Origin of the sequence: Roseibium sediminicola, assembly GCF_023156505.1 — a bacterium.
In the GTDB taxonomy this organism is placed as follows: domain Bacteria; phylum Pseudomonadota; class Alphaproteobacteria; order Rhizobiales; family Stappiaceae; genus Roseibium; species Roseibium sediminicola.
Genome location: NZ_JALNMJ010000022.1, coordinates 32664 through 55116 on the forward strand (window position 1 = coordinate 32664; position 22453 = coordinate 55116).

The window sequence follows — 22453 nt, forward strand, 5'->3', positions numbered from 1 at the left end:
CTCCATTAAAAATTTACTTAAATTACTTGCACCTAATTATTATCCAATTATTGCACTTTTTTCGCCTTATTTGACCAGATTTTTCGCCAAATTGAGGCGAATACATTAAGCGCATAACAACACGTCACCGAAGTTAATCACTTGGGCACCATATCTTTTAACGCCGTGGGCAAGCCGGCGTAGGGAATTTCTTTACCTTGTGGGAGGTCAAAAATCATGCAATCGAACGCCGGAACCAACATCCTTTCTCCTGTCTTCTCAATTGATGGTGACACGCAGTTTTCAGGAGAGAGGGGGGACTATGTGGATACCGGCAATGCCGATGCGCTGGACCTGACCGACGGCACCATAGCCCTCACTTTCAATGCCGATCATGTCTGGGGGGCCCAGGCTCTCTTCTCCAAGGACGGTTCAGGCTATGACGACGGCGGCCATCTGACGGCCTGGATCCAGGAGGGCCGTCTGGTGATCCGTCAACAATCCGCGGACTCGACCGAATATCTGAAAGTTCCCGATCTCTACCTGACCGCCAACACCGACTATCACCTCGCCGTCACCTTCGGCGCCAATGGCCTGATGGTCTATGTCAACGGCCAGCTTCTGGCGGCCGAGCCGGAGTTCAAACAGGGCATCGACATGAACGAGCGCGCCTTCCTGGTCGGCGCCTCCGGTGCCTGGCGCTCCGACGATGCCCACACCGCCGCGCAGCAGTTCAAGGGCACCATCTCCGATGTGATGGTGTTCAACGAGCAGATCGCTGGCGAGGACATGGCGGCCTTGGCGGGCGCCGTGGACCCAAGCTTCGAGGTGGAAGCCCTGGACGCCCTCGCCCAGGACGACCTGATGCCCGCCTTTCAGCAGTTGCATCACGGCTCCGACGAACTCAAGGCGCTCGCGACTGCCTACGGCTTCAACCACGATGGGGAACCGACAACGGGAGCCGCCTACCAGCAAGGCACGGACGCGGGAGAGACGCTGGAAGGCACCGAAGGCGCAGACGCCATCGACGCCGGCCTCGGCAACGACATCGTCAATGGAGGCGGCGGCAATGACGTCTTGCAGGGCGGTTACGGCAATGACGACCTCAATGGCGGCGACGGCGACGATGTGCTCGACGGCGGTCATGGCGAGGATGTTCTGAATGGCGGCGCCGGCAACGACCTGCTGATCTCCCAGGCCGACGGACGCGAAGGCCAGGTTGCCTATGATCCTGACCGGGACGAAGGCGATCCGCTCAATGAGCTCACCAACGGCAAGCTCTATCCGGACCAGCCGATCCCGGCGGACGATATCCTCACCGGCGGATCCGGCGGCGACATCTTCTATTTCCAGACGCTGATCAACGCCAAGAAGCGCTTCATCGAGGAGCACACCCAGGATGACGGCACCATCCGCTGGCACGGCGTTGCCGGAGAAAACGAGAACATCCACGACCACTGGGTCGATGTCATCGGCCATGACGTCATCACCGACTTCAACCGCGCCGAGGGCGACAGGATCGTCATCGAAGGCCACACCACCAAGATCCGGTCCATCACATACGGGGATTCAAACGGCGACGGCGTCGTCGATCACACGGTGATCGCTCTGTACTCGGATCAAGGCTCCGGCGGCGGCGCCCACAACAACGATGATCTGGGTACGATTACGGTCTATGGCGACCTGGTCACCCAGACCGATATTTCTACGACTTCCAAACCCGCCTACGGAATCGTCAGGTCGATTGCCGATCTCGAAGAGGCCCTGCAGCCGATCGAGATGGGTGAGGAACGCACGGATACCCCGGCGCTGCCTGACCTTCCTGACGTCGATGACCTGCCGCTGCCAGAGGGCATGACGCCCGTGTTCGCCATTGCTGGAGAGCATGACTTCTCCGGCGAGCGCGGCGATTATCTCGACGCCGGCAATCCGGATGCCCTGGATCTCACCAACGGCACGGTCGCCCTCACTTTCAATGCCGATCATGTCTGGGGCACCCAGGCGCTGATCTCGAAGGATGGCAGCGGCTATGACGACGGCGGCCACCTGACCGTCTGGATCCAGGAAGGACGTCTGCTCATCCGCCAGCAGGACGCGGATTCGACTGAATATCTGAAGGTGCCGGATCTCTGGCTCAAGGAAGGCACGGAGTATCATCTCGCCGTCACCTTCGGCGAGGACGGACTGCTCGTCTATGTCAACGGCCAGCTTCTGGCGGCCGAGCCGGAGTTCAAACAGGGCATCGACATGAACGAGCGCGCCTTCCTGGTCGGCGCCTCCGGTGCCTGGCGCTCCGACGATGCCCACACCGCCGCGCAGCAGTTCAAGGGCACCATCTCTGACGTGATGGTGTTCAACGAGCAGATCGCTGGCGAGGACATGGCGGCTCTGGCGGGCGCCGTGGACCCAAGCTTCGAGGTGGAAGCCCTGGACGCCCTCGCCCAGGACGACCTGATGCCCGCCTTTCAGCAGTTGCATCACGGCTCCGACGAACTCAAGGCGCTCGCGACTGCCTACGGCTTCAACCACGATGGGGAACTGACAACGGGAGCCGCCTACCAGCAAGGCACGGACGCGGGAGAGACGCTGGAAGGCACCGAAGGCGCAGACGCCATCGACGCCGGCCTCGGCAACGACATCGTCAATGGCGGCGGCGGCAATGATGTGCTGCAGGGCGGTTACGGCAATGACGACCTCAATGGCGGCGACGGCGACGATGTGCTCGATGGCGGTCATGGCGAGGATGTTCTAAATGGCGGCGCGGGCAACGATCTGCTGATCTCCCAGGCCGACGGCCGCGAAGGCCAGGTCGCCTATGATCCGGACCGGGACGAAGGCGATCCTTATAACGAACTCACCAACGGCAAGCTCTATCCGGACCAGCCGATCCCGGCCGACGATATCCTCACCGGTGGATCCGGCGGCGACATCTTCTATTTCCAGACGCTGATCAACGCCAAGAAGCGCTTCATCGAGGAGCACACCCAGGACGACGGCACCATCCGCTGGCACGGCGTTGCCGGAGAAAACGAGAACATCCACGACCACTGGGTCGATGTCATCGGCCATGACGTCATCACCGACTTCAACCGCGAAGAAGGCGACAGGATCGTCATCGAAGGCCACACCACCAAGATCCGGTCCATCACCTATGGCGACAGCAACGGCGACGGCGTGGTCGATCACACCGTGATTACGCTCTATTCGGACCAGGGCTCCGGCGGCGGCGCCCACAACAACGATGATCTGGGCACCATCACCGTCTATGGCGACCTCGTCACCAAGACCGATATTTCTACGACTTCCAAACCCGCCTACGGCATCGTCAGATCGATTGCCGATCTCGAAGAAGCCTTGCAACCCATCGAGATGGGGACCGATCGGGGCCCCATCGCTCCACCGGCGGACCTGCCGGATGTCGATGATCTTCCCCTGCCCGCTGGCATGACGCCTGTCTTCGCAATTGCAGGAGACACCGAGTTTTCCGGGGAATGGGGCGACTATCTTGAGGCGGGCAATCCGGACAGCCTGGATCTCACCAACGGCACTATCGCTCTCACCTTCAATGCGGACAAGGTCACCGGTAGTCAGACCCTCTTCTCCAAGGATGGTTCTGGCTATGACGACGGTGGTCATATCACCGCCTATCTGTGCAACAACCAGCTCTATATCCGCCAGCAATCCGGCGATACCTCCGAGTATCTGAAGGTCCAGAATGTCGAGATAGCGGCGAACACCACCTACCACTTCGCCGTCACCTTCGGCGAAGACGGGTTGATGCTCTATCTCAATGGCACGCTGGTCGCCGCCGAGCCGGAGTTCAAGCAGGGCATCGACATGAACGAGCGCTCCCTGGTGATCGGAGCAACCGGTGCCTGGCGCACGGTTGACACCCAAACGGCCGGCCAGCAGTTCGACGGCACCATCTCCAACGTGATGGTGTTCGACGAGCAGATCGCTGGCAAGGATATGGCCGCTCTCGCCGGTGCGGTCTATCCAGGTTTCGAGGATGCCGCCCTGGCGGTCCTCGCCCAGGACGACCTGATGCCCGCCTTTCAGCAGTTGCATCATGGTTCTGACGAGCTGAAGGCACTCGCCACGGCTTACGGCTTCAACCATGATGGTGAGCTGACGACGGGCGCGGCCTACAGCCAAGGCACTGACGCCGGCGAGACACTCAACGGAACGGATGCGGCCGATGCGATTGATGCCGACCTCGGCAACGACATCGTCAATGGCGGCGGCGGCAATGATGTGCTGCAGGGCGGTTACGGCAATGACGACCTCAATGGCGGCGACGGCGACGATGTGCTCGACGGCGGTCATGGCGAGGACGTGCTGAATGGCGGCGCCGGCAACGACCTGCTGATCTCCCAGGCCGACGGCCGCGAAGGCGCTGTTGCCTATGATCCGGACCGGGACGAAGGCGATCCGCTCAATGAGCTCACCAACGGCAAGCTCTATCCCGATCAGCCGATCCCGGCGGACGATATCCTCACCGGCGGATCCGGCGGCGACATCTTCTATTTCCAGACGCTGATCAACGCCAAGAAGCGCTTCATCGAGGAACACACCCAGGACGACGGCACCATCCGCTGGCACGGCGTTGCCGGAGAAAACGAGAACATCCACGACCACTGGGTCGATGTCATCGGCCATGACGTCATCACCGACTTCAACCGCGAAGAAGGCGACCGCATCGTCATCGAAGGCCACACCACCAAGATCCGGTCCATCACATACGGGGATTCAAACGGCGACGGCGTGGTCGATCACACCGTGATCGCTCTGTACTCGGATCAAGGCTCCGGCGGCGGCGCCCACAACAACGACAATCTGGGCACCATCACCGTCTATGGCGACCTGGTCACCAAGACCGATATCTCGACAACGTCGAAGCCCGCCTACGGCATCGTGCGCTCCATCGCGGACCTCGAAGAAGCCCTGCAGCCCATCGAGATGGGTGAGGAACACACGGATACACCGCCGCTTCCCGATCTGCCGGATGTCGATGATCTGCCGCTGCCAGAGGGCATGACCCCGGTCTTTGCCATCGCGGGGGCTCTGGAACTGGACGGCACAAGGGAGAACCAGATCGCCATTGCCCATAATGAAGCGATGGAGATTGCAGAAGGGACGATTGCCTTCTCCTTCCGCGCCGACCAGATCTGCGGCTACGACGCGCTCTTCTCCAAGGATGCCAGCGGTAATGGCACTGGCGGACATCTGACCGCCTGGGTCACCGAATGGGGCGATGTCAAAGTACGGTTCCAGACCGAGACGTCTGAAATCTGGCTGAAGGCCCAGGACGTCATCGAGGCCGGCACCGAGCACGATTTTGCCTTCACCTTTGGCGACGACGGCATCTTCCTGTTCATCGACGGTGTCGAAGTCGCAGCTGACGAGGAGTTCCGTTCCGACTGGCTCGGCAACGAGGAATATCTGATGATCGGGGCCAATGGCTGGGGCAGCCCTTCTGGCGAAATCGGCTGGACAAACGACCATTTCGACGGCGAAATCTTCGACTTCCGAATTCTGGACGATCAGCTTAGCGCGGACCAGGTCGGTGACAGCCTGTTTGTCTGAGACAGAAACGTAATTCCCATCAGAGACTTCAAACGCCCCTTCGTAAAGGAGGGGTGTTTGTGCTGGAGCCCATGCACATTGCCGCCACGGCCTCAAACCGGACAACATGGCTCGTCATCCGCATGACCACTGGCGGCGCGAACAGATCAAAATTTGCAAGGGGGAGAGTGGTGCCCAGAGCCGGAATCGAACCAGCGACACGCGGATTTTCAATCCGCTGCTCTACCAACTGAGCTATCTGGGCGTGCTGTGCGCGATCCGGGACAAAGCCCGTTCGCCGAAAGCCCGGTCCTTATAGAGGCTGGATCTGACCTTGTCCAGCGCCCCGGCAAAGTTTTTTGCAATTCGAAGGCATCGCAGTTGTTGATAACATGAACCTTTCGCAACTTGCTGAAAAAAAAGGGGTTTCCACCTGCTTCACAAGACCTCGCACGCGGGCGCTCCGGCTCGGTCCGGGGCGCCCGTCCCTGCCAGCCGCTATTGATTTTTTCAAAGGCCAAAACGCAAAAGGCGCGCCGGGATACGGCGCGCCTCCTGTAGGCCGAAAAGCTTCGGTGGCCCTATTTCGCCGTGATGCGGTCGTCGGTGTACGGCGTATAGCCGTCTTTCGCCGACAGATATTCCGAGACGACATCTGCTAGATCCGGGCCGAAGTCGTAGGCGTTCATGCCTGCGGTTTCGAAGATGTCGTAACCATCGCCACCACCGCGCATATAGTTGTTGGAGACGACACCGTAGGTTTTCTCCGGATCGAGCGGCACGAAGCCGTCGCCGTCCTGCACCATGACGTCGGAGACACGCTCACCGGCCGGCTTGGACTTGTCGAAAGTGTATTTCAGGCCTGCGACCTGGGGGAAGCGACCAGCGCCTTCCTCAATCTGGCTGACACCGTTTTCGAGGGCCGCCAACACGTCCGCCCCCTTTAGCTCGAAGGTCGACAGGGTGTTCTGGAACGGCAGCACCGTCAGCACTTCGCCCTTGGTGACTTCGCCCGCATCGATGGACGCGCGCAGACCACCACCGTTCTGGATGGCGATCTGGACGCCCTGGCCCTTCACGCGCTCCAGCATGGCGTCGGCAACGAGAACGCCCATTTCGCAGACCCCTGCCCGGCAGACATCACGCTCGCCGCCGATCGGCCCGGTGGTCTGAGCCACAACTTCCTGGCGGATTTCGTCGAGCGGCTCGGCCAGTTCCTTGATGCGGGAGACAAGCTCGGCATTTTCCGCGATCTGGCCGTCAACGATGATCGGCTCCCCGACGGCTTCGGTAATCACGCCGTTATCGTCGAAGGTGACGTTCAGTTCGCCCAGGAACTTGCCATAGGCATAGGCCTGGACAACCGCGGTCGGCGTACCGTCCGGTCCGTCGATCATGGTCGGGTATGGGCCGGCCGCCTTGTCGGACGTGTTGGACAGATAGGTGTTGGAGTGACCGCCGACGATGACGTCGATGCCCGGTGCCTTGGCGGCGACTTCCTTGTCGACCGCGTAGCCGGAGTGGCTGAGCACGATGATCTTGTTGACGCCTTCGGCTGCCAGTTTTTCCGCTTCGCGCGTGACGGCAGCCACCGGATCGGAGAAGGACACATTCGGACCGGGGCTTGCCAGTTCGTCGGTGTCTTCAGGCGTCAAGCCGATAAGGCCAATCTTCTCGCCGCCGCGTTCAATGACGACGGACGGCTTCAGAACATCGGCCAGCTGCGGCTCCTTGGAGACATCCGCATTGGACATCAGCACCGGAAACTCGACTGCGTCCATGAAGCCGCGCAGCACTTCCGGGCCGTCGTCGAATTCGTGGTTGCCGACGGTCATGCCGTCGTAACCGAGCTTGTTCATGAACTCGGCCGCGGCCTTGCCCTTGTAATAGGTGTAGAACAGCGTGCCCTGGAACTGGTCGCCGCCGTCGACGAGGATCGAATTGTTGCTGGCCGCGCGGCGGTCCTTGATCACCGTGTCGAGACGCGCCGTGCCGCCGAAGCATTTACCTTCGGCATTGTCTTCCGCCTTGCAGGTGGAATCATACTTGTTGATCGGCTCGATGCGGCTGTGAAAGTCGTTGGTGTGCAGGATTGTCAGCGAATAATCGGCATAGGCCGCCGTTGACAGCGCCGTGGAAACGGACAGCACTGCGGCGCTCAAAAGACGTTTGTTCATCGGACCCTCGCCCTTGGATAGGTTGGTGATGCCGCGTCCGGGATTTCTTCCGGTCAACGGCTCCCGGTGTTGTTTTCAACCCGAGGCAACCACCCATGCGGCGTGTCTCTGGTGACAGGACACAACCGCGATCGATGGTGCCGGGCTCGCCGGTATAAGCAGATCTTGGTGCAGTTTTGTGACAGCCGCAAGAGCCGCACACCATGAAACTGAAAAAAATTTTGCTGGATAAATATTTTTGCAGACCTGCCTCGAAAGCGCACAAACACGCCAAATCAGGAGGTGGAAATATAAAAGAATCCGTCACTTCAGGTTGTAAACACGTCCCGAAACGGCGGTAAGTTGCCCGGCGACACCGGACACATACACGTTTGATTTGTCGGCTAAATTTTAGGCAGCTGCAGAGCCCGGTCGGCGTACTGGATCACTCGTCCGGAAAATTGCTCTCGTCGATATCGTCGGTTTCGACGACCGGGATCGTATAGCCTTCGGAGAACCATCGGTTCAGGTCGATCTTGGCACAGCGGTCCGAGCAGAAGGGATAGTCGCCCGGCGTCGACAATTTTGAGCAGATCGGACAGGGGCGCATGCGCCGTTCCGGTTTCTGGCTGTCAGCCATGGACTTCTCCCGAGTTTGACACTGCCTGCGGCCGCGGTCAGGCCGCGGCGGTTGCCCAGCCCTGATGAACCGGGTAACCGGCCGCGCTGAGCAGGTTCGCGGTTTCCACCAGCGGCAGTCCGACGACGGCCGGATAGGAGCCGACCAGCTTGACGACGAAGCTTCCCGCAAGACCCTGGATCGCGTAGCCGCCGGCCTTGCCGCGCCATTCGCCAGAGGCGATGTAGTCGTCCATGTCCTTGCGCGACAGGCGCTTGAAGCGCACCCTTGTCTCGACCAGCTTGGAGCGGACCTTGCCATTGGCTTCTGCAACGGCGACGCCTGTAAAGACGCGGTGGCCGCGCCCGGACAGGAGCGACAGGCACATCAGCGCCTGGTCGGTCAGTTCCGCCTTGGGGAGCGCCCGGCGGCCGACAGCGACCACCGTATCGGCGGCCAGAACGACGCTGTCGCGCAGGCCCTCGGAGGCGTCCGCCGACTGGCGCACGGCCTCGGCCTTGGCCCGCGCGAGGCGGAGCGCCAGGCTGCGCGGCGTTTCGTGCTTCTTGGGCGTTTCGTCGATATCGGCCGGCAGAAGATGATCCGGCTCCAGGCCGATCTGCTGAAGCAACGCCAGACGCCGCGGCGAGGCGGAAGCCAGGATCAACTGTGGGGTAGTGGTCATCTAAGCGCGCGCCTTGAAACGAATGTCACCCGGAACCAGCTTACTTGAAGCGGTAGGTGATGCGCCCCTTGGTCAGGTCGTAAGGGGTCATTTCAACAAGAACCTTGTCGCCCGCCAGGACGCGGATCCGGTTCTTGCGCATGCGCCCGGCAGTGTGCGCGATGATTTCGTGATCGTTTTCAAGTTTTACGCGGAACGTCGCATTCGGCAACAGTTCTGTTACGACGCCCGGAAACTCCAGAGCTTCTTCTTTGGCCATTTGATATCCTGAATAAAGCGGGCCCTGCCCGCGGGTGCCGCGGAACCTAGCGGATTAGGGGGAAAATGTGAACCTTTCTTTCCGCTGCCCTGCAAAGAAACTGCCAGATCCACAGAACAGGCGCCCGAAGACCCGATGAATTGCTGTTTTCCGCGGTGAATTTCAGGCTTGAACGGCCTGTTGCCGCCACTCGTCTTCGAGCAACGCATAGTAAAATTCCTCGTCCCAGCCACCCTTGAACAGCGCATGCTCGCGGAAGTGTGCTTCCCGGCGCATGCCGAGCCGTTCCATCACGCGCCAGGACGCGGTGTTGCGGACATCGCAACAGGCAAAGATGCGGTGTAGGCCGAGATCCTCAAAGCCGATGCGCAACAGCGCCCGGCAGGTCTCGGTGGCATAGCCCCTGCCCCGGACATCCGGATGCAGATTGTAGCCAATGGTGCCTTGCCGGGCCGCGGCATCGGTCACGCGAAGGGAAAAGTCGCCGATGAGCCTTGTCTCCGCCTTTGTGATCGCCGCGAAGGCAAGCGTGCCCTCGCCGTCCAGCCGGCGCATCGTGGTCCACTCGCGAAGCTTCGCCCGGACATCGCCCAGGCTTCTCGGCCCCCAATGGTGATACTGCGCGACCTCGGGCAGGGACTGATAGGCATGCAGCGCCTCCGCGTCGCTCTCCTCCAGGGGCCGCAGAAGGAGCCGCTCGGTTTCAACCGGCTTTGTGATTTCGTATTTCATTGTGATGAGTTCCGTTCACCCGCTCGGCGGAGGTGTCCAGTCGAGCCGCTTCTTGATGCGCATCATCAGCTGGTCACGGACGGTGCGGTATTCTGAAAGGATCTGCTCGCGGCTGCCGGTTGCGAGGGTTGGATCCATTGTCGGCCAGTATTCCACGTCGACGGATTCGGTCCGGGTCATGTCGAGCGCCTTGTGGTGCGCTTCCGGTGCCAGGGTCACCACCAGGTCGAAGCCGGACTCGTCCAGATCCTCGAAGGTCTTGGGTTGATGCCGGCTCATGTCGATGCCGATTTCGGCCATGACCGCATCGACAAAGGGGTCGATCTTGCCGGAGCGCACGCCGGCGGAACGCACATAGATCTGGCCGGGAAACAGTTTTGCCGTCAGGGCTTCGGCCATGGGCGAGCGCACGGAGTTCATCCCGCAGGCATACAAAACCGCAGTCGGACGCAGGCCCGGCCCGGTCACCGCCGTCAGCCCTTCCAGTGCAGGGCGTAAACGAGGGTGAACAGCCGCCGCGCGGTCTGCATGTCCACCTCGATCTTTCCGGCAAGCCGTTCCATCAGGACGGCGGAGCCCTCGTTGTGGACACCGCGCCGGCCCATGTCGATCGCTTCGATCTGGCTCGGGGTCGCATGGCGGATCGCCTCGTAGTAGCTCTCGCAGATCAGGTCATAATCCTTGACGATCTTGCGCAGCGGCGACAGCGACAGAACGTGGGTGACCACTTCCCTGTCATCCTCGGTGCGGATCTGGAAGACCAGCTTCTTTTCAACAACGGAAAGCCTGAGCACATAATTGGCCGCGGGCTGGCCAACCGGCTGGAAGGCATTTTCCTCGATCAGATCGTAGATGGCGACCGCACGGTCATGCTCGACCTCCGGCGTGGAGCGGGCAATCGAGGCTTCGTCCAGGACGACATCGACAAGCCGGCCGCCGGAGCTTTGCGGTTCGGATCCCGGTTGCGGTTCGCTCATCTTGCAGACGTCCTCGTGTTTCGGACTAAAGGTTCAGCCTGATGGAAACAGAGCGCGCGTGCGCCGACAACCCCTCCGATTCACCAAGAGCGATCGCGGCCGGTCCCAATTGGCGCAGATTATCCGGATTGCACTTCAAAATGGACGTGCGCTTGACGAATTCCAGGACGGAGAGACCTGAGGAAAACCGGGCGGAACGCGCTGTCGGCAGAACGTGGTTGGAGCCGCCGACATAATCGCCGATGGCTTCGGGCGTATAATGCCCCAGGAACACCGCCCCGGCATTGCGCACATGTTTCAAGAGCGCTTCCGGGTCGTCGACCGCCAGCTCCAGATGCTCCGGCGCGATCCGGTTGGCAAGCGGCATCGCGCGGACAAGATCCTGGACCAGGATGATCGCGCCGAAATCCTGCCAGCTGGCCCGGGCGACGTCTTCGCGTGGCAGCGTTTTGAGCTGCGCCTCAACGGCCTGTTCGACCTGGTCGGCGAGATCGGCGCTGTCGGTGATCAGGATCGACTGGGCGGCCGTGTCATGCTCGGCCTGGGCCAGAAGGTCGGCCGCGACCCAGTCGGCATTGTTGCCCTGATCGGCCAGAATCAGCACTTCGGACGGACCGGCGATCATGTCGATGCCGACCGTGCCGAACACCCGGCGCTTGGCGGCCGCGACAAAGGCATTGCCCGGTCCGACGATCTTGGCGACAGGGGCAATCGTTTCCGTGCCAAAGGCGAGAGCGGCCACGGCCTGGGCACCGCCGATGCGGTAGATTTCCGAAACACCCGCGACCTTGGCGGCCGCCAGAACCAGCGGGTTCAAGACCCCGTCCGGGCTCGGCACCACCATAACGACGCGCTCGACACCTGCGACACGGGCCGGCACCACATTCATCAGGACAGAGCTCGGATAACTGGCAAGGCCGCCCGGCACATAGACGCCGACGGCTTCGACCGCCGTCCAGAGCGAACCGAGTTCGACACCGATAGCATCCGTGTAGCGATCGTCCTTGGGCATCTGGCGGGCGTGATGGGCGTGGATGCGGTCGTGGGCGAGCTGCAGCGCCGCAAGCGTTTCGGCAGGCACCTGGCTCAACGCCGCTTCGATCTCGGCCTCGCTGACCTTCAGCTCCGCCATGGAGGCGGCGTCGAGGCGGTCAAATTTCCGGGTGTAGTCCAGGATCGCGCGATCGCCCTCGGCGCGCACACGCTCCAGAATATCGCGCACGATCTGGTCGACATCTTCCGAGACTTCCCGCTTGCCGGCGAGAAGCGCGGTGAACTGGTCCTCAAAGCGGGCATCGCTGCTGTTCAGGCGTAGAACCACGCGTATCTTCCTTCTGTCCGGCGCAAGGCGCCGTCGTCTTCAAATCCGAATTCAGCTGAGATCGTGCTGCGGCAGGTTCGGCGTCGACCAGGCAGCGCCGAGATCAGACAGCTGCGCCTCAATGCAATCGACGGCAAGTTCCAGGCTGGCACCGCCGGCAAAGGCGAGCAGGATCTTGCCCGCCGGCTCTTCGCCGGCCGTAAAGGTCACGGCCAGCAGTTCCAGCACGGCGCCCTTGGCCTTCTGATTGACGTTCTGTGCCTTCATGGCCTTGACCTGGGCAAAGGCCAGCGCGGAGCGGCGGCGCTCATGTTCCCTGGAGCGCTTGTCGGCTTCCTTGTCCCAGACAAAGCGGTTCATCACGAACACCGCCTTCTGCTCCTTCGGCAGATAGCGGATGTCGGCAACCGTCAGGACGGCGTCCTGCAGATGGGCGGAAAGAACCTGGAGGTCTTCCTCGTCAAGGGCGGCAAGTTTCAGCTGATCCATGTCGGTCCTGTTCTGGTCCGGTCGTTGGTCTTCGGCAGGAGGCATATAGGCGATTTTCAGCCCATCCCCAAGGCTGTTGACCTAATGGGGAAATCGGCATTTGGCAATGTTGAATGCCGATGGAACAACCTGATTGCCCGTCATGGCCCCTCATCCACCCGCTGGCGCAGGTCCGCCTTGACGTCTTCCAGCGTCGCAATGCGCTTAAAAACCCGTCTGCCGAGCCAGAGGCCGAAGACCACGAGAAACAGGCCGAGCGTCGGCCCATAAGGGGCCGGAACCAGAACAACGGCGGCCATGCCGGCGAAGGCAAAGCCAAGCTGGATCAGAAAACGGATGGTTTGAGCGCCCAAGTCTGTCTGCTCCCTGAACCTTCGGAAAGCGGGTAAGGCGACGGCCGATCATGCCTTGCAATCAGCCTCTTCATTCGGGACAGTGCCCTACCAATGGATCGTGTGCCAGCCCAAGCCGAGTAAATCATGTTGAAACTGCTTCCCGGACTTTTCCTGCTGCTAAATCTTCTTGTTCCCGCCCAGGCCCAGGATGTCCTTCAAAAGGCACTCGGCGAAAGCATTTACGTGCCGGCCTATTCCAGGATCTTTTCCTATCCGACCCGGTCTGACCTTCTGGCGACGACGCTCGCAGTGCACAATGTCGATCCGAAGACACCAATCACGCTGACCTCGGTCGCCTATCATGGCGAGGACGGCAAGTGGCTGCGCAGTCTTTTGGACACGCCGGTCACGCTCGCGCCGTTGCAATCGACCAGCGTGCTTGTCCCGATCAACGACACCTCAGGCGGTGTCGGCGCCAATTTCCTGGTTGAATGGAGTTCAGAGACACCGGCCCTCAGCCCAATCGCCGAGGCGATCATGACCAGCGGCAGCGGCGGCCCCGGCCCGTCCTTCACCTCGCGCGGGCGGGTGATCGAACGGCGGGTGGCCGGCGACTAGAATTCCGTCATCGTCATTGCCGGACTTGATCCGGCAATCCATGCCGTGACCGAAGCCAAAAGCATGACAGTGCCAGATCTGCGACGAAACGGCATGGATGCCATGGTCAAGCCATGGCATGACGAAGGAAGCTCAGATTTCCGGTCGGAGAATGGACCGTGGCGCCCTGCGTGTTATCAGCCGGAAATCCGCTCGATCTGCGCGCCGCAGCGGGTCAGCTTGTCCTCCAGGCGCTCAAAACCGCGATCAAGGTGATAGACGCGGCTGACCGTGGTCTCGCCTTCGGCGGCCAGGCCCGCAATCACCAGCGAGACAGAGGCTCTAAGATCGGTTGCCATCACCGGCGCGCCGCGCAGCGTGGAAACGCCGTCAATGGTGGCGGTGCGGCCGTCAATATGGATCTGCGCGCCGAGACGGGCCAGTTCCTGGACGTGCATGAAGCGGTTTTCAAAAATTGTCTCGGTGATCCTGCTGGTACCGCCCGCCTTGGTCATCAGCGCCATGAACTGGGCTTGCAGGTCGGTCGGGAAGCCCGGGAACGGCTCGGTGGTGACATCCACCGGCTGAATGCCGTTGCCGTTGCGATAGACCTTGATGCCGTCCGGCGTCTGGGTGATGTCCGCTCCGGCCTGGCGAAGCGTGTCCAGGGCCGCATCCAGAAGATCGGCCCGCGCGCCCTGCAACAGGACGTCGCCGCCGGTCATGGCCACCGCCATGGCATAGGTGCCGGTCTCGATCCGGTCGGCGACCACGGCGTGATGGGCGCCATGAAGGCGCGGCATGCCCTGAATGCGGATGGTCGAGGTGCCCTCGCCCTCGATCTTCGCGCCCATGGCCTTGAGGCAGGCGGCCAGATCGACCACTTCCGGTTCGCGCGCGGCGTTGACGATTTCGGTCTCGCCCTTGGCGAGTGTCGCCGCCATCATGATGGTGTGGGTCGCGCCGACGGAAACCTTCGGAAACTCCACCCGGCCGCCCTTAAGGCCGCCCGGTGCGCGCACTACCACATAACCGCCCTCGATCTCGATTTCCGCGCCGAGCGCGCTCAGGCCGTCGATGAAGAAGTCGACCGGACGCGTGCCGATGGCACAGCCGCCGGGCAGCGACACGCGCGCCTCGTGGCAGCGGGCGACCAGCGGGCCGACGACCCAGAAGCTGGCGCGCATCTTGGAAACCAGTTCATAAGGCGCGGTGGTGTCGACGATCTCGCGGGCGGTCAGGTTCAGCGTCTGGCCGGCCAGATCGTCCTGGCCGTTGCGCTTGCCGTTGACCGAATAGTCGACACCGTGATTGGACAGGATCTGCATCAGCTGGGCAACGTCGCGCAGGCGCGGCACGTTGGTCAGCGTCAGGGTTTCGTCCGTCAGCAGCGAGGCGATCATCAACGGCAATGCCGCGTTTTTGGCACCCGAAATCGGAATCGTCCCGTTCAGCTCGACACCGCCAACGACCTTGATACTGTCCATCTCTGTCCCCGAACCGGACCGCACGCCCCGCGCGGTCATCCCATCAAAAGCTCACAACACCGTCGCGGTCTACACGCAACTTATGGCCCATGCAAGGCAGACCCATACCGCCCGCCGGGCAATTTCAGGGCACGGCAAACCGGTCTTTGTCCGGCGTGCACGCCGCTCAGTCGTCCTGGCGCGATTTGGCGGCGCTTTTGCGGCGGCGCAGATTGGCCCGAAGCGCCTCTGCCAGCCGGTCCTCGCGTTTTTTCTTGCTCGAGCTCTCGCCGGTCTTAGGCACCGGGACTGCCTCTTTGTCCCCGTCGCCTTCAACAGACTGGTCTTTCATCTCTTTTTCGCTCATGGCGATCCCATCCGGTGAAGGGCAAGGCTCTTCTTTAGCAAGCTGCCCGCGACAAGGAAAGCACGGCGAGGCAACGTTCACGCGGTGCAAACCGCCGACCAGGCGTGGCGCAATGCTCAAGCCAAGGGACTTGGCGCGGCCGCGCGCAGCCTCCCAGCGTGCCGGCCTGCGTTCCCCGTCCGGCGCCGGCGGTCTCTTTGCCGGTTTGATTAATATCCACAGCTGCCGCGTCAGGGCTGAGGCGCGCGGTTTCGCGCGTTTGAGCGCTTCGCGCACATGTCCGCCAGCCCCACGGATCCGCCTGCCAAAAAAAAGCAAATCACCGCTTGCGTCCCACAGGCTCTTATGGCAAAAGCCCCCTCATTCCGGTCGGCACCGTCGGTCGGAAACAGCCCTTGTGTCCCTAATGACCGGCGTTTCAACGTCCGTCCGGGCCCAAGGCCCGTCTTTTCAAAAAAAGACGCGCAAGCTGCCGTAGCTCAGGGGTAGAGCACTCCCTTGGTAAGGGAGAGGTCGAGAGTTCAAATCTCTCCGGCAGCACCACTAACCATCAGAAAAATAAGAGTTTTTTCCAATTCCCCAAAAAGGGCAAACTGCAGCAAAATGCAGAACAAAGCAGGATTAGCCGCTTATTCTGGCACGTTTTTGACACGCGGGTTTCGGCTCTGTTCACGTCGAGGCCGCGCCCTTTCAACATCATCCGGCGACACCATCGCCCCCGCCGCCTCTTCCTGCCCGGAAGATTTCAAGCTGCTGGACACCCTGCACGGCTGACGGAATCGCCCGCCCCAGAAACGACGAAAGCCGCGCCCATGGGACGCGGCTTTTCTCTTTGTCTTGCCCGTTCCAGCCCGCCGCGCTAAATGAGAACACAACGCGAACAAGAAAGGGGCTTGCCATGTCCAGACGCAGCGGCCGGCGGCTTGTGCTGACCGGAGAAACACTCGCAAAACTCGGCACGGGCCGCGCCGGCGCGGTCGATGTCATGACACGGGCAAAGATCGGATCGCCCGAGTACAAGCGCGCGTCCTACGTTCTCAACGCCGTTGACGATCTGGCTGAAGTCCTGACCGGCGACCACAAGCATTTTCACTCCAGGCCGGCAACCACCGAGCCGCGGGAGTAGGTCAAACCGGCCGGTTCAGCCTGACTGCAAAGCCTCGATTTCGTCTGAGGGCCGCCCTAGAGCGCGGCCTCCTGTTTCAACAACGGGTGCTCGAAATTGGCGATAATCAATTCGCCAAATTCTTTGGGGTCAGCTTGTGCGATTGTATAGGACACCTTGACCGGCTTTATTGTCAGCCCGGCGAAAACCTCTCGGATTTCCGGCGTGTCGTTGATAGAGACAATCGCCTTACCCTCGATCGCGCGCAGCTTGTCAGCCAAGGCTGCAAAGTCGGCGCGATCAAACATGCCCTTCCCATAGTCGTTTTCGCAGCCGAAATACGGCGGATCGCAATAAAACAGAACTTCCGGCCGGTCATAGCGCGCTATGAATTCCTCAAAAGACAGGTTTTCAATGGTTACGCCGGCCAGACGCTCGTGCACATCCTCTAAGAGCGGTGCAAGGGTTGTCAGATTGAAGCGACCATCGCGTTCTTTTGAAACGCCGAAGTTTTGCCCCGTCACCTTGCCACCGAACGCCGTGCGCTGCAGGTAGAGGAATCGCGCGGCTCGCTCCAGGTCGGTCAGTGTTGACGGATCGACTTTCTGCAGTCGCTCGAATTCGCGCCGGCTTGTGATCTGGAATTTCAGGCAGTCCAGGAACTGCGGATAGTGCCGCTGCAAGATCCGGAAGAGGTTCACCACTTCGCCCGAATAATCGTTGATCACTTCGCTTTTGGGCGCGACCGGCCGGCGCAGAAAGACACCCCCCATACCGACGAACGGTTCTGCATAAGTGTCATGCTCGACACTGGCGATGATCCGCACCAGGCGCTTTGCCAGGGCACGCTTACCGCCTATCCAGGGTGCAACGGGATTGACGCCGGCGCCCTCGCGCTCGCCAAATAAATTTGACTCCATGTGAATAGCCTTCCAATAAGCCCCGGTCTGCAGCACGCAGAATCGGCCCTCACGGGCTGATCGCGGGAGTGGTGGAATGCTAAGTGCCATCGGGCCGGCTTCAATCTTGGCGGATAGGTGCCGGCAGTCCGGAGCGTTCCCGCGCTCCGGGCCTCCTGCGTCAAACGCAGAAAGTTCAAGTTGTGAGAAAGCAGCCTGAAGGAAAGCCGATCACGATCGCCGAGGCGCGCGAGCGCTGCAACGGCGTGCAGGTGCATTGCCTGCGCTGCGCGCAAATGACAGTTCTAAGCCTCGATCGGTTTTCGGAAAGCGATGTCGTCGCGGATCTGGCGAAACGCCGGCGCTTCAGGTGCCAGCGCTGCGGCGGATCATGGGTGGCAACGCGGCCGAACTACATCAGCACGAATGACAGCCGAACATGGTACGGCTTGGAGCACGACTAGGCGCCTATCGGCTGCCGACAGTTTTGCCAGTTTCAATAGTCTTCGCGGCCCCAAAAGGTCACCCAGGATTCCTTGCCTGCAATGCGGAAGAGTTCGACAGCGTCGAATGGCTGGTAGATCCGGGAACTGGTGACAAATTTCTGAATGTGAACAGCTCTAACTACACAGAGAAGCGATACTGGACGCACTGGATGCCGCTTCCAGCGCCACCACAAAAACCCTAATCAGAAAGGCCGGCGCATCTCTGCCCGGCCTTTTTGCTTTAGTGAATTTCAACCTCAGTCCTTCCAACCGCCCGACAGCAAGCGGGGCGTTTTTTCACTTCCCGTTGAAAGCCCGCAAGCCTGCCAGGATGGCATCCCACCGAGACACGACCCATGCAGCGGCAAAGAGTACAAACCCGCCGACGATCCAGAAGAACCGGCCCAGCCTGCCCGCCCCCGTCGCTTGCGCTTTCATGTTGGAGAACTCTTCAAGCGTCGGTTTCGCCGCATCCATGGACGAGTTCAATTGCGCAACGTCTTTTTTGACAGCCTCAATCTGATGCTGACTGTCGAGGATCGCCCGCCCCTGCTCTTCCAGTTTCAGATAGACATCGCGGCGGCTGTCCGATGCGCGGCGGTCGCTTTCGTCCAGCTTCGACACCAGGTTTTCGAATTTTCCGTCCAGCCATTTGACCAGATCCGGATCAAGTCCAGGTTGCGGCATGTTTGCCCCCGTTGTTTGGGCCGCAGGTCAGCGACACCCATGCTCCCGTTCCATTTCCAGGACCTCATCCAATGACCCGGCCAGTGTGCCGGACACATGGTCGGCGTCTTCCTCGGTCCATTTAATCCGCGAAAGCGCCTTGCAGACGTCGCCGACTTCGACAGCGGCATCCGGCGTTACGGCTTTGGCGACACCGGCCACCAGATCGGCCGCCGGGCTGTCACCGCCGCCTTGCGTGCCGGCGCAGGCGCTCGCGGATAGCGCCAGGATCGCGGCGAGAAGATGTGTCTTGCGCACGGTCGATTGCCTTTCTGGATTTGAGCTGAGCTTTCAGGATGGCGTTTTGCCGGGTGGTCCGGTCATGGCGCCATTGGCGGAACAGCTCGCCGGCAATGCCGACAAGCCAATCCGTGAAGACGGCCTTGAGGGCCGCCAGGAACGCCGTCATGCCGGCCGACCGGCAATGTCGCCGTCAAGGTCCAGGTCGATGCCGAGACGGGCCTCGAGCAGGTCGTAAAGTCGCGCCTGATCGATGTCGAAATAGGCCAGTGCTTCTGGCACAGCGCCTTGCGCGTAACTGATCGCGTGGCGCAACACCTCGCTGCGGACATCAAAGGTCACCTGCCGGCCCTTGACCTTTGTCAGCACCTTGGCCTTGCCGAACTGAACGGCGTTGAACAGGGCGTCATCGACCTTTTGTTTCAGCTGGCCATCCAACTCAAGGCCGGTGCGTTCCTGGAAGGCGTCGACGGCCTTGCGGGCCAGCCAGAGCGCAAAGGCACCCAGAACGGCCACCACGATCTGCGCGGCCGGTTCGACCAGGCCAGACAGATCAACGGACGTGTCGGCCGCCATGGCCGACACGGGAAAAAGAACGAGCGCCATCAGCGCCGCGCATGCGATGCGGATCATGATAGAAATCTCCAATTGTCGGGGTGATGTGCGACGGCTTTCAGAACGACCGGGCCGCCGGGCCGGATCCTTGTCGGCTAGGCCGCCTGCGCTTTCTCTGCCGCGATCAGCGTACGCCAGACATGGGCAACGACAACGGGCGACGGGTAGAGATCATATTCCTGTTTCAGCTCGACCACGGCTTCGGCGGTCTGACCGCCAAAGATGCCGTCGACCTTGAGATCGACGCCCATGAAGGCGCCGGCGGCGTTCAACAGCTCCTGCAGGCGCTTCACAGCATCACCCCGGTCGCCAACATCGAGTTCCGGATAATCCGCCTTTGCCGCGCCGTCCGTTTCCGGGATCGCTTCCAGCCGTACCGGGTCGCGTCTGCTGAACGGTTCAGTGATGAACCCTTTGCGGTCTAGCGCCAGCACCTTGCGATAATCGAAGACAGGACAGGCTTTGGCCGCGACTTCCTTGTGTCCCCGGAAGCGCATCTGTAGCCCATAGGCCGCGTTAATCTGACCGCAGAGATCACGGAGGCTTTCGAACTGTGCTTTGGTGAAGCGATCTTCTTCAAGGCCATGAAGGCAAATCCCGATGGACCCGGTATTGTGGCCCGCCACATGGGCGCCAATCCGGTTGATCGGCCGGCCGGTCTGCACCGTGCCGTCCTTCTTGATAAAGAAGTGATAGCCGACACCGGACCAGCCCCGCGCCTTGTGCCAGGCATCGATCACGGAAACATCGTCATGCTTCGGATTGTCGGACGCGGAACAATGCAGCCAGGTCGTGTGCACGGTTCGGGCGGGTTTTGCAAAATGGAACATCGCAGGCTCCTGTTGTTTGGACATGAAAAAACCCGCCTTGAAGGGCGGGTCACTTGACGAGCAGAGTTTACGCCGCGCTCTATTCGGCCGCCTCTGCAATCAGGCGCGGATCTGTGCAAGGCGCCGCGGCGATTTCCTCGCAGAACGTCAAAATGTTCCGGTCAGCCATAGCCCATTTGTGCCCTTTGACCAGCTTCGCCAGCAGCGCGTGATCCGCATCTTCAAGCGCAAGAACACCGCTTGCGGCGTCCAGCGCGTCGAGAATGCGCATGTGGCGGCGCATGGCATCAAGATCGATACCTCCCTGCTGAGGCGCTTTGACCAGGTCGCGGATAATGGCCGCATAATCCAGCTGCGCTCCCTTTGCATCCATCTCGGCTTTTGCCTGCTCGCCGGTGATCGCACCGGACTGCAACCGGTCGTTCAGGTCCTGCGGGTCGATCCCCAGGGTTTTCAGTTCGATGTAACGCATCTTGTTTTCCTTTTGAAAAAGGCCCGCGTAACGCGGGCCGCTTGGTTAAATAGATCTTGAAAGTTAGGCCGCTTCCAGGGCGTCCAGACGGGCGGCATGGCTATCCAGGCGCGCCAGAGCTGCCGCAGACAGCATCATCATCACCTGATCGTGTCGCAGGCCGTCGCGGAAAACCGGATTTCCATCCGCGTCCACCTCTTGAACCCTCCGGCTTTTCTCAACCGTAACGGTGACAGCCTCGCCATCGACATCTTTGGTCTCTGTTTCGGTCCACCGCTCGACGGTCATGACCGGGTCCCGGCACCAGACCGCGTAAGCTGCAGGATCAAGCTCCTCGTCAACGAACGCCTGCTCCACGGCCTGAGCCGTCAGACCGAAATGGATGCGCGCGTCCCCAACGCCTTTCTCTTCGATGGATTGAAGCCACTGGAAAGAACCGATGTTCTCGGCAACACGACCGGCGACCGCGATTTCCTTGGCGCCAAGGCTGCCGAGCCAGTTCTTTTCGTTAACATCCGAGGTGTTGATTGTGCCGGTGACCGCATAGATCACGGCCATACGTTTCGATCCGTTACCCAGGTTGCTGTTGTTGTCAGTGGACGGAAGAATATCGTCTTCAACCTTCAGCCCCGGCAACTGCACCATACCGTCTTCCGCACTCCCAGAGGTTCCGGTTTGCGTGAAATCGATAGAGCCGTCCGTACTTGGCGAGAGCTGCCAGATGGTCGAACTGCGCGCCAGTTCCAGGTGATCCTGATAAGTGGCGCTTGACAGGCTCAGCTTGTTGGCAAAGGAAGCGCCGCCAGATCCGGCCAGGTCCCCGGCCAGCGCGGCGTCTCCACTGGCGTCGATCACGAATAAAGGGCTGGACCCAAGGTTCGCGCTCGTTGCTACGGCAAAACTAGCGGCCGCATCGGCTCCGTAATAAATCGAACCACCGGAAGACTGAACGCGGATCGCTGCATTGGTGCCGCTCCGAATAAGGTGCAGCACCGTCGCGTCGAGCGACGTGATCGAAACGGTACCCGTCGAGCGTGCGATTGAAAGCGCTGTACTGAAGGTGGCGCCATCAGCTGATCTTTTAATGGCATAGTCATCATTGCCATCCGCCCCAATTTTCCATCGCTCGGAACCGGCCGTCCTGATCCGGGTCACGGCACTGTTAGCAGCCGCCGCTTTGTCCAGGGTCAGGATCTGGTCATTTCCGTCAATCGACAGCACACCGTCATAGGCATCCAGAAGCCCCTGAACACGGTTCGCCAGATAGGCCGTTGACTGCCGGGACAGGGAGAGACGCAAAATCACATACGACTGGCCGGACTGAGTTGATCCGGCATAGGCCCGGTCGAGTGTGATCGACGTGTCGGAATTGACTGTCGTCACCTCATAGAACGGCCCGGCCAACGTCAGGGCGAACAGGTCGCCCGGAACAATAGCGCTCTCCCATGCGGTGGAGGAACCGGCAAGCGCCGTCGAGCCGTTGGTCACCGTGACAAGCCCGGTGGTGTAACTGGTCATGTTTGCACCTCAGATA

The 22453-nt window shown here is 60.9% G+C and carries 24 protein-coding genes and 2 tRNA genes; 6 read left to right on the top strand and 20 right to left on the bottom strand.

Translation table 11 applies throughout. The features are described from left to right. Window positions 1-216 precede the first annotated feature (216 nt). A complete protein-coding gene (locus M0H32_RS23535) occupies window positions 217-5565 on the top strand; it encodes a LamG-like jellyroll fold domain-containing protein (RefSeq protein WP_282449519.1) in 5349 nt (1782 codons plus the stop codon). 168 nt (window positions 5566-5733) lie between these two features. Here the strand turns inward: M0H32_RS23535 and M0H32_RS23540 are convergent. The 11 genes from M0H32_RS23540 to M0H32_RS23590 form a co-directional block, all read right to left on the bottom strand. Further along, window positions 5734-5809 (bottom strand) — tRNA-Phe (locus M0H32_RS23540). A gap of 316 nt (window positions 5810-6125) precedes the next feature. Next, window positions 6126-7721: a bifunctional metallophosphatase/5'-nucleotidase gene (locus tag M0H32_RS23545; protein WP_248158172.1), complete on the bottom strand. Its 1596-nt coding sequence runs from the start codon at window positions 7719-7721 to the stop codon at window positions 6126-6128. A 424-nt stretch (window positions 7722-8145) separates the two neighbouring features. Continuing rightward, complete coding sequence (yacG, locus tag M0H32_RS23550) at window positions 8146-8340, bottom strand: DNA gyrase inhibitor YacG (RefSeq protein WP_248158174.1); 195 nt, start codon at window positions 8338-8340, stop codon at window positions 8146-8148. A 37-nt stretch (window positions 8341-8377) separates the two neighbouring features. Next, window positions 8378-9004: a Maf-like protein gene (locus tag M0H32_RS23555; RefSeq protein WP_248158177.1), complete on the bottom strand. Its 627-nt coding sequence runs from the start codon at window positions 9002-9004 to the stop codon at window positions 8378-8380. A 40-nt stretch (window positions 9005-9044) separates the two neighbouring features. Next, window positions 9045-9263 carry a translation initiation factor IF-1 gene (gene infA / locus M0H32_RS23560; RefSeq protein WP_006939340.1) on the bottom strand — a complete coding sequence of 73 codons (219 nt, stop codon included), beginning with the start codon at window positions 9261-9263 and terminating at the stop codon, window positions 9045-9047. Window positions 9264-9425: 162 nt separating this feature from the next. Then, entirely contained in the window at window positions 9426-9995 is a 570-nt protein-coding gene (locus M0H32_RS23565) for a GNAT family N-acetyltransferase (RefSeq protein WP_248158179.1), read from the bottom strand. A 15-nt stretch (window positions 9996-10010) separates the two neighbouring features. Then, complete coding sequence (locus tag M0H32_RS23570) at window positions 10011-10463, bottom strand: arsenate-mycothiol transferase ArsC (protein ID WP_248158180.1); 453 nt, start codon at window positions 10461-10463, stop codon at window positions 10011-10013. Window positions 10464-10468: 5 nt separating this feature from the next. Next, window positions 10469-10972, bottom strand: a complete 504-nt coding sequence (locus M0H32_RS23575; protein WP_248158182.1) for a UPF0262 family protein — start codon at window positions 10970-10972, stop codon at window positions 10469-10471. A 25-nt stretch (window positions 10973-10997) separates the two neighbouring features. Continuing rightward, complete coding sequence (hisD, locus tag M0H32_RS23580) at window positions 10998-12293, bottom strand: histidinol dehydrogenase (RefSeq protein ID WP_248158184.1); 1296 nt, start codon at window positions 12291-12293, stop codon at window positions 10998-11000. A gap of 51 nt (window positions 12294-12344) precedes the next feature. Continuing rightward, entirely contained in the window at window positions 12345-12782 is a 438-nt protein-coding gene (locus tag M0H32_RS23585) for a DUF2948 family protein (RefSeq protein WP_248158187.1), read from the bottom strand. A 140-nt stretch (window positions 12783-12922) separates the two neighbouring features. Next, window positions 12923-13135 (bottom strand): hypothetical protein, encoded by a 213-nt coding sequence (locus M0H32_RS23590; protein WP_248158188.1) that lies wholly within the window; start codon window positions 13133-13135, stop codon window positions 12923-12925. Between the two features lie 126 nt (window positions 13136-13261). Here M0H32_RS23590 and M0H32_RS23595 point away from each other — a divergent pair, with 126 nt between their 5' ends. Beyond that, window positions 13262-13735: a DUF3124 domain-containing protein gene (locus M0H32_RS23595; protein ID WP_248158190.1), complete on the top strand. Its 474-nt coding sequence runs from the start codon at window positions 13262-13264 to the stop codon at window positions 13733-13735. A 176-nt stretch (window positions 13736-13911) separates the two neighbouring features. On the opposite strand, the gene murA is transcribed toward M0H32_RS23595, so the two are convergent. Together murA and M0H32_RS23605 are read right to left on the bottom strand one after the other, a co-directional pair. Then, complete coding sequence (gene murA, locus M0H32_RS23600; protein ID WP_248158192.1) at window positions 13912-15201, bottom strand: UDP-N-acetylglucosamine 1-carboxyvinyltransferase; 1290 nt, start codon at window positions 15199-15201, stop codon at window positions 13912-13914. 166 nt (window positions 15202-15367) lie between these two features. After that, window positions 15368-15823: a hypothetical protein gene (locus tag M0H32_RS23605; RefSeq protein WP_248158194.1), complete on the bottom strand. Its 456-nt coding sequence runs from the start codon at window positions 15821-15823 to the stop codon at window positions 15368-15370. A gap of 192 nt (window positions 15824-16015) precedes the next feature. Here M0H32_RS23605 and M0H32_RS23610 point away from each other — a divergent pair. Both M0H32_RS23610 and M0H32_RS23615 read left to right on the top strand, forming a co-directional pair. After that, window positions 16016-16090 (top strand) — tRNA-Thr (locus M0H32_RS23610). A 355-nt stretch (window positions 16091-16445) separates the two neighbouring features. Further along, entirely contained in the window at window positions 16446-16673 is a 228-nt protein-coding gene (locus M0H32_RS23615; RefSeq protein ID WP_248158196.1) for a hypothetical protein, read from the top strand. Between the two features lie 56 nt (window positions 16674-16729). Here the strand turns inward: M0H32_RS23615 and M0H32_RS23620 are convergent, their stop codons facing one another. Continuing rightward, the gene (locus M0H32_RS23620; RefSeq protein ID WP_248158323.1) at window positions 16730-17572 is read right to left on the bottom strand and encodes a DNA adenine methylase; all 843 of its coding nucleotides are present in this window, start codon (window positions 17570-17572) and stop codon (window positions 16730-16732) included. A gap of 182 nt (window positions 17573-17754) precedes the next feature. Between M0H32_RS23620 and M0H32_RS23625 the strand changes: the two genes are divergently transcribed. Together M0H32_RS23625 and M0H32_RS29785 are read left to right on the top strand one after the other, a co-directional pair. Then, window positions 17755-18015, top strand: a complete 261-nt coding sequence (locus M0H32_RS23625) for a hypothetical protein (protein WP_248158199.1) — start codon at window positions 17755-17757, stop codon at window positions 18013-18015. Further along, window positions 17991-18239 carry a DUF551 domain-containing protein gene (locus M0H32_RS29785; RefSeq protein WP_425607359.1) on the top strand — a complete coding sequence of 83 codons (249 nt, stop codon included), beginning with the start codon at window positions 17991-17993 and terminating at the stop codon, window positions 18237-18239. The genes M0H32_RS23625 and M0H32_RS29785 overlap by 25 nt, the downstream gene beginning before the upstream one ends. 94 nt (window positions 18240-18333) lie before the next feature. On the opposite strand, the gene M0H32_RS23630 is transcribed toward M0H32_RS29785, so the two are convergent. The 6 genes from M0H32_RS23630 to M0H32_RS23655 all read right to left on the bottom strand — a co-directional run bounded on the left by M0H32_RS23630 (window position 18334) and on the right by M0H32_RS23655 (window position 22407). Continuing rightward, window positions 18334-18723, bottom strand: coding sequence for a hypothetical protein (locus M0H32_RS23630; protein WP_248158201.1), 390 nt, complete (start codon window positions 18721-18723; stop codon window positions 18334-18336). Window positions 18724-18750: 27 nt separating this feature from the next. Next, the gene (locus M0H32_RS23635) at window positions 18751-19020 is read right to left on the bottom strand and encodes a hypothetical protein (protein WP_248158207.1); all 270 of its coding nucleotides are present in this window, start codon (window positions 19018-19020) and stop codon (window positions 18751-18753) included. A 147-nt stretch (window positions 19021-19167) separates the two neighbouring features. Further along, complete coding sequence (locus M0H32_RS23640) at window positions 19168-19635, bottom strand: inadl protein (protein WP_248158208.1); 468 nt, start codon at window positions 19633-19635, stop codon at window positions 19168-19170. A gap of 77 nt (window positions 19636-19712) precedes the next feature. After that, on the bottom strand, window positions 19713-20447 hold the full coding sequence (locus M0H32_RS23645) for a peptidoglycan recognition protein family protein (protein WP_248158210.1): 735 nt from the start codon (window positions 20445-20447) through the stop codon (window positions 19713-19715). Between the two features lie 79 nt (window positions 20448-20526). Next, a complete protein-coding gene (locus M0H32_RS23650; RefSeq protein WP_248158211.1) occupies window positions 20527-20919 on the bottom strand; it encodes a hypothetical protein in 393 nt (130 codons plus the stop codon). A gap of 63 nt (window positions 20920-20982) precedes the next feature. After that, window positions 20983-22407 carry a tail fiber domain-containing protein gene (locus tag M0H32_RS23655; RefSeq protein WP_248158212.1) on the bottom strand — a complete coding sequence of 475 codons (1425 nt, stop codon included), beginning with the start codon at window positions 22405-22407 and terminating at the stop codon, window positions 20983-20985. Window positions 22408-22453 lie beyond the last annotated feature (46 nt).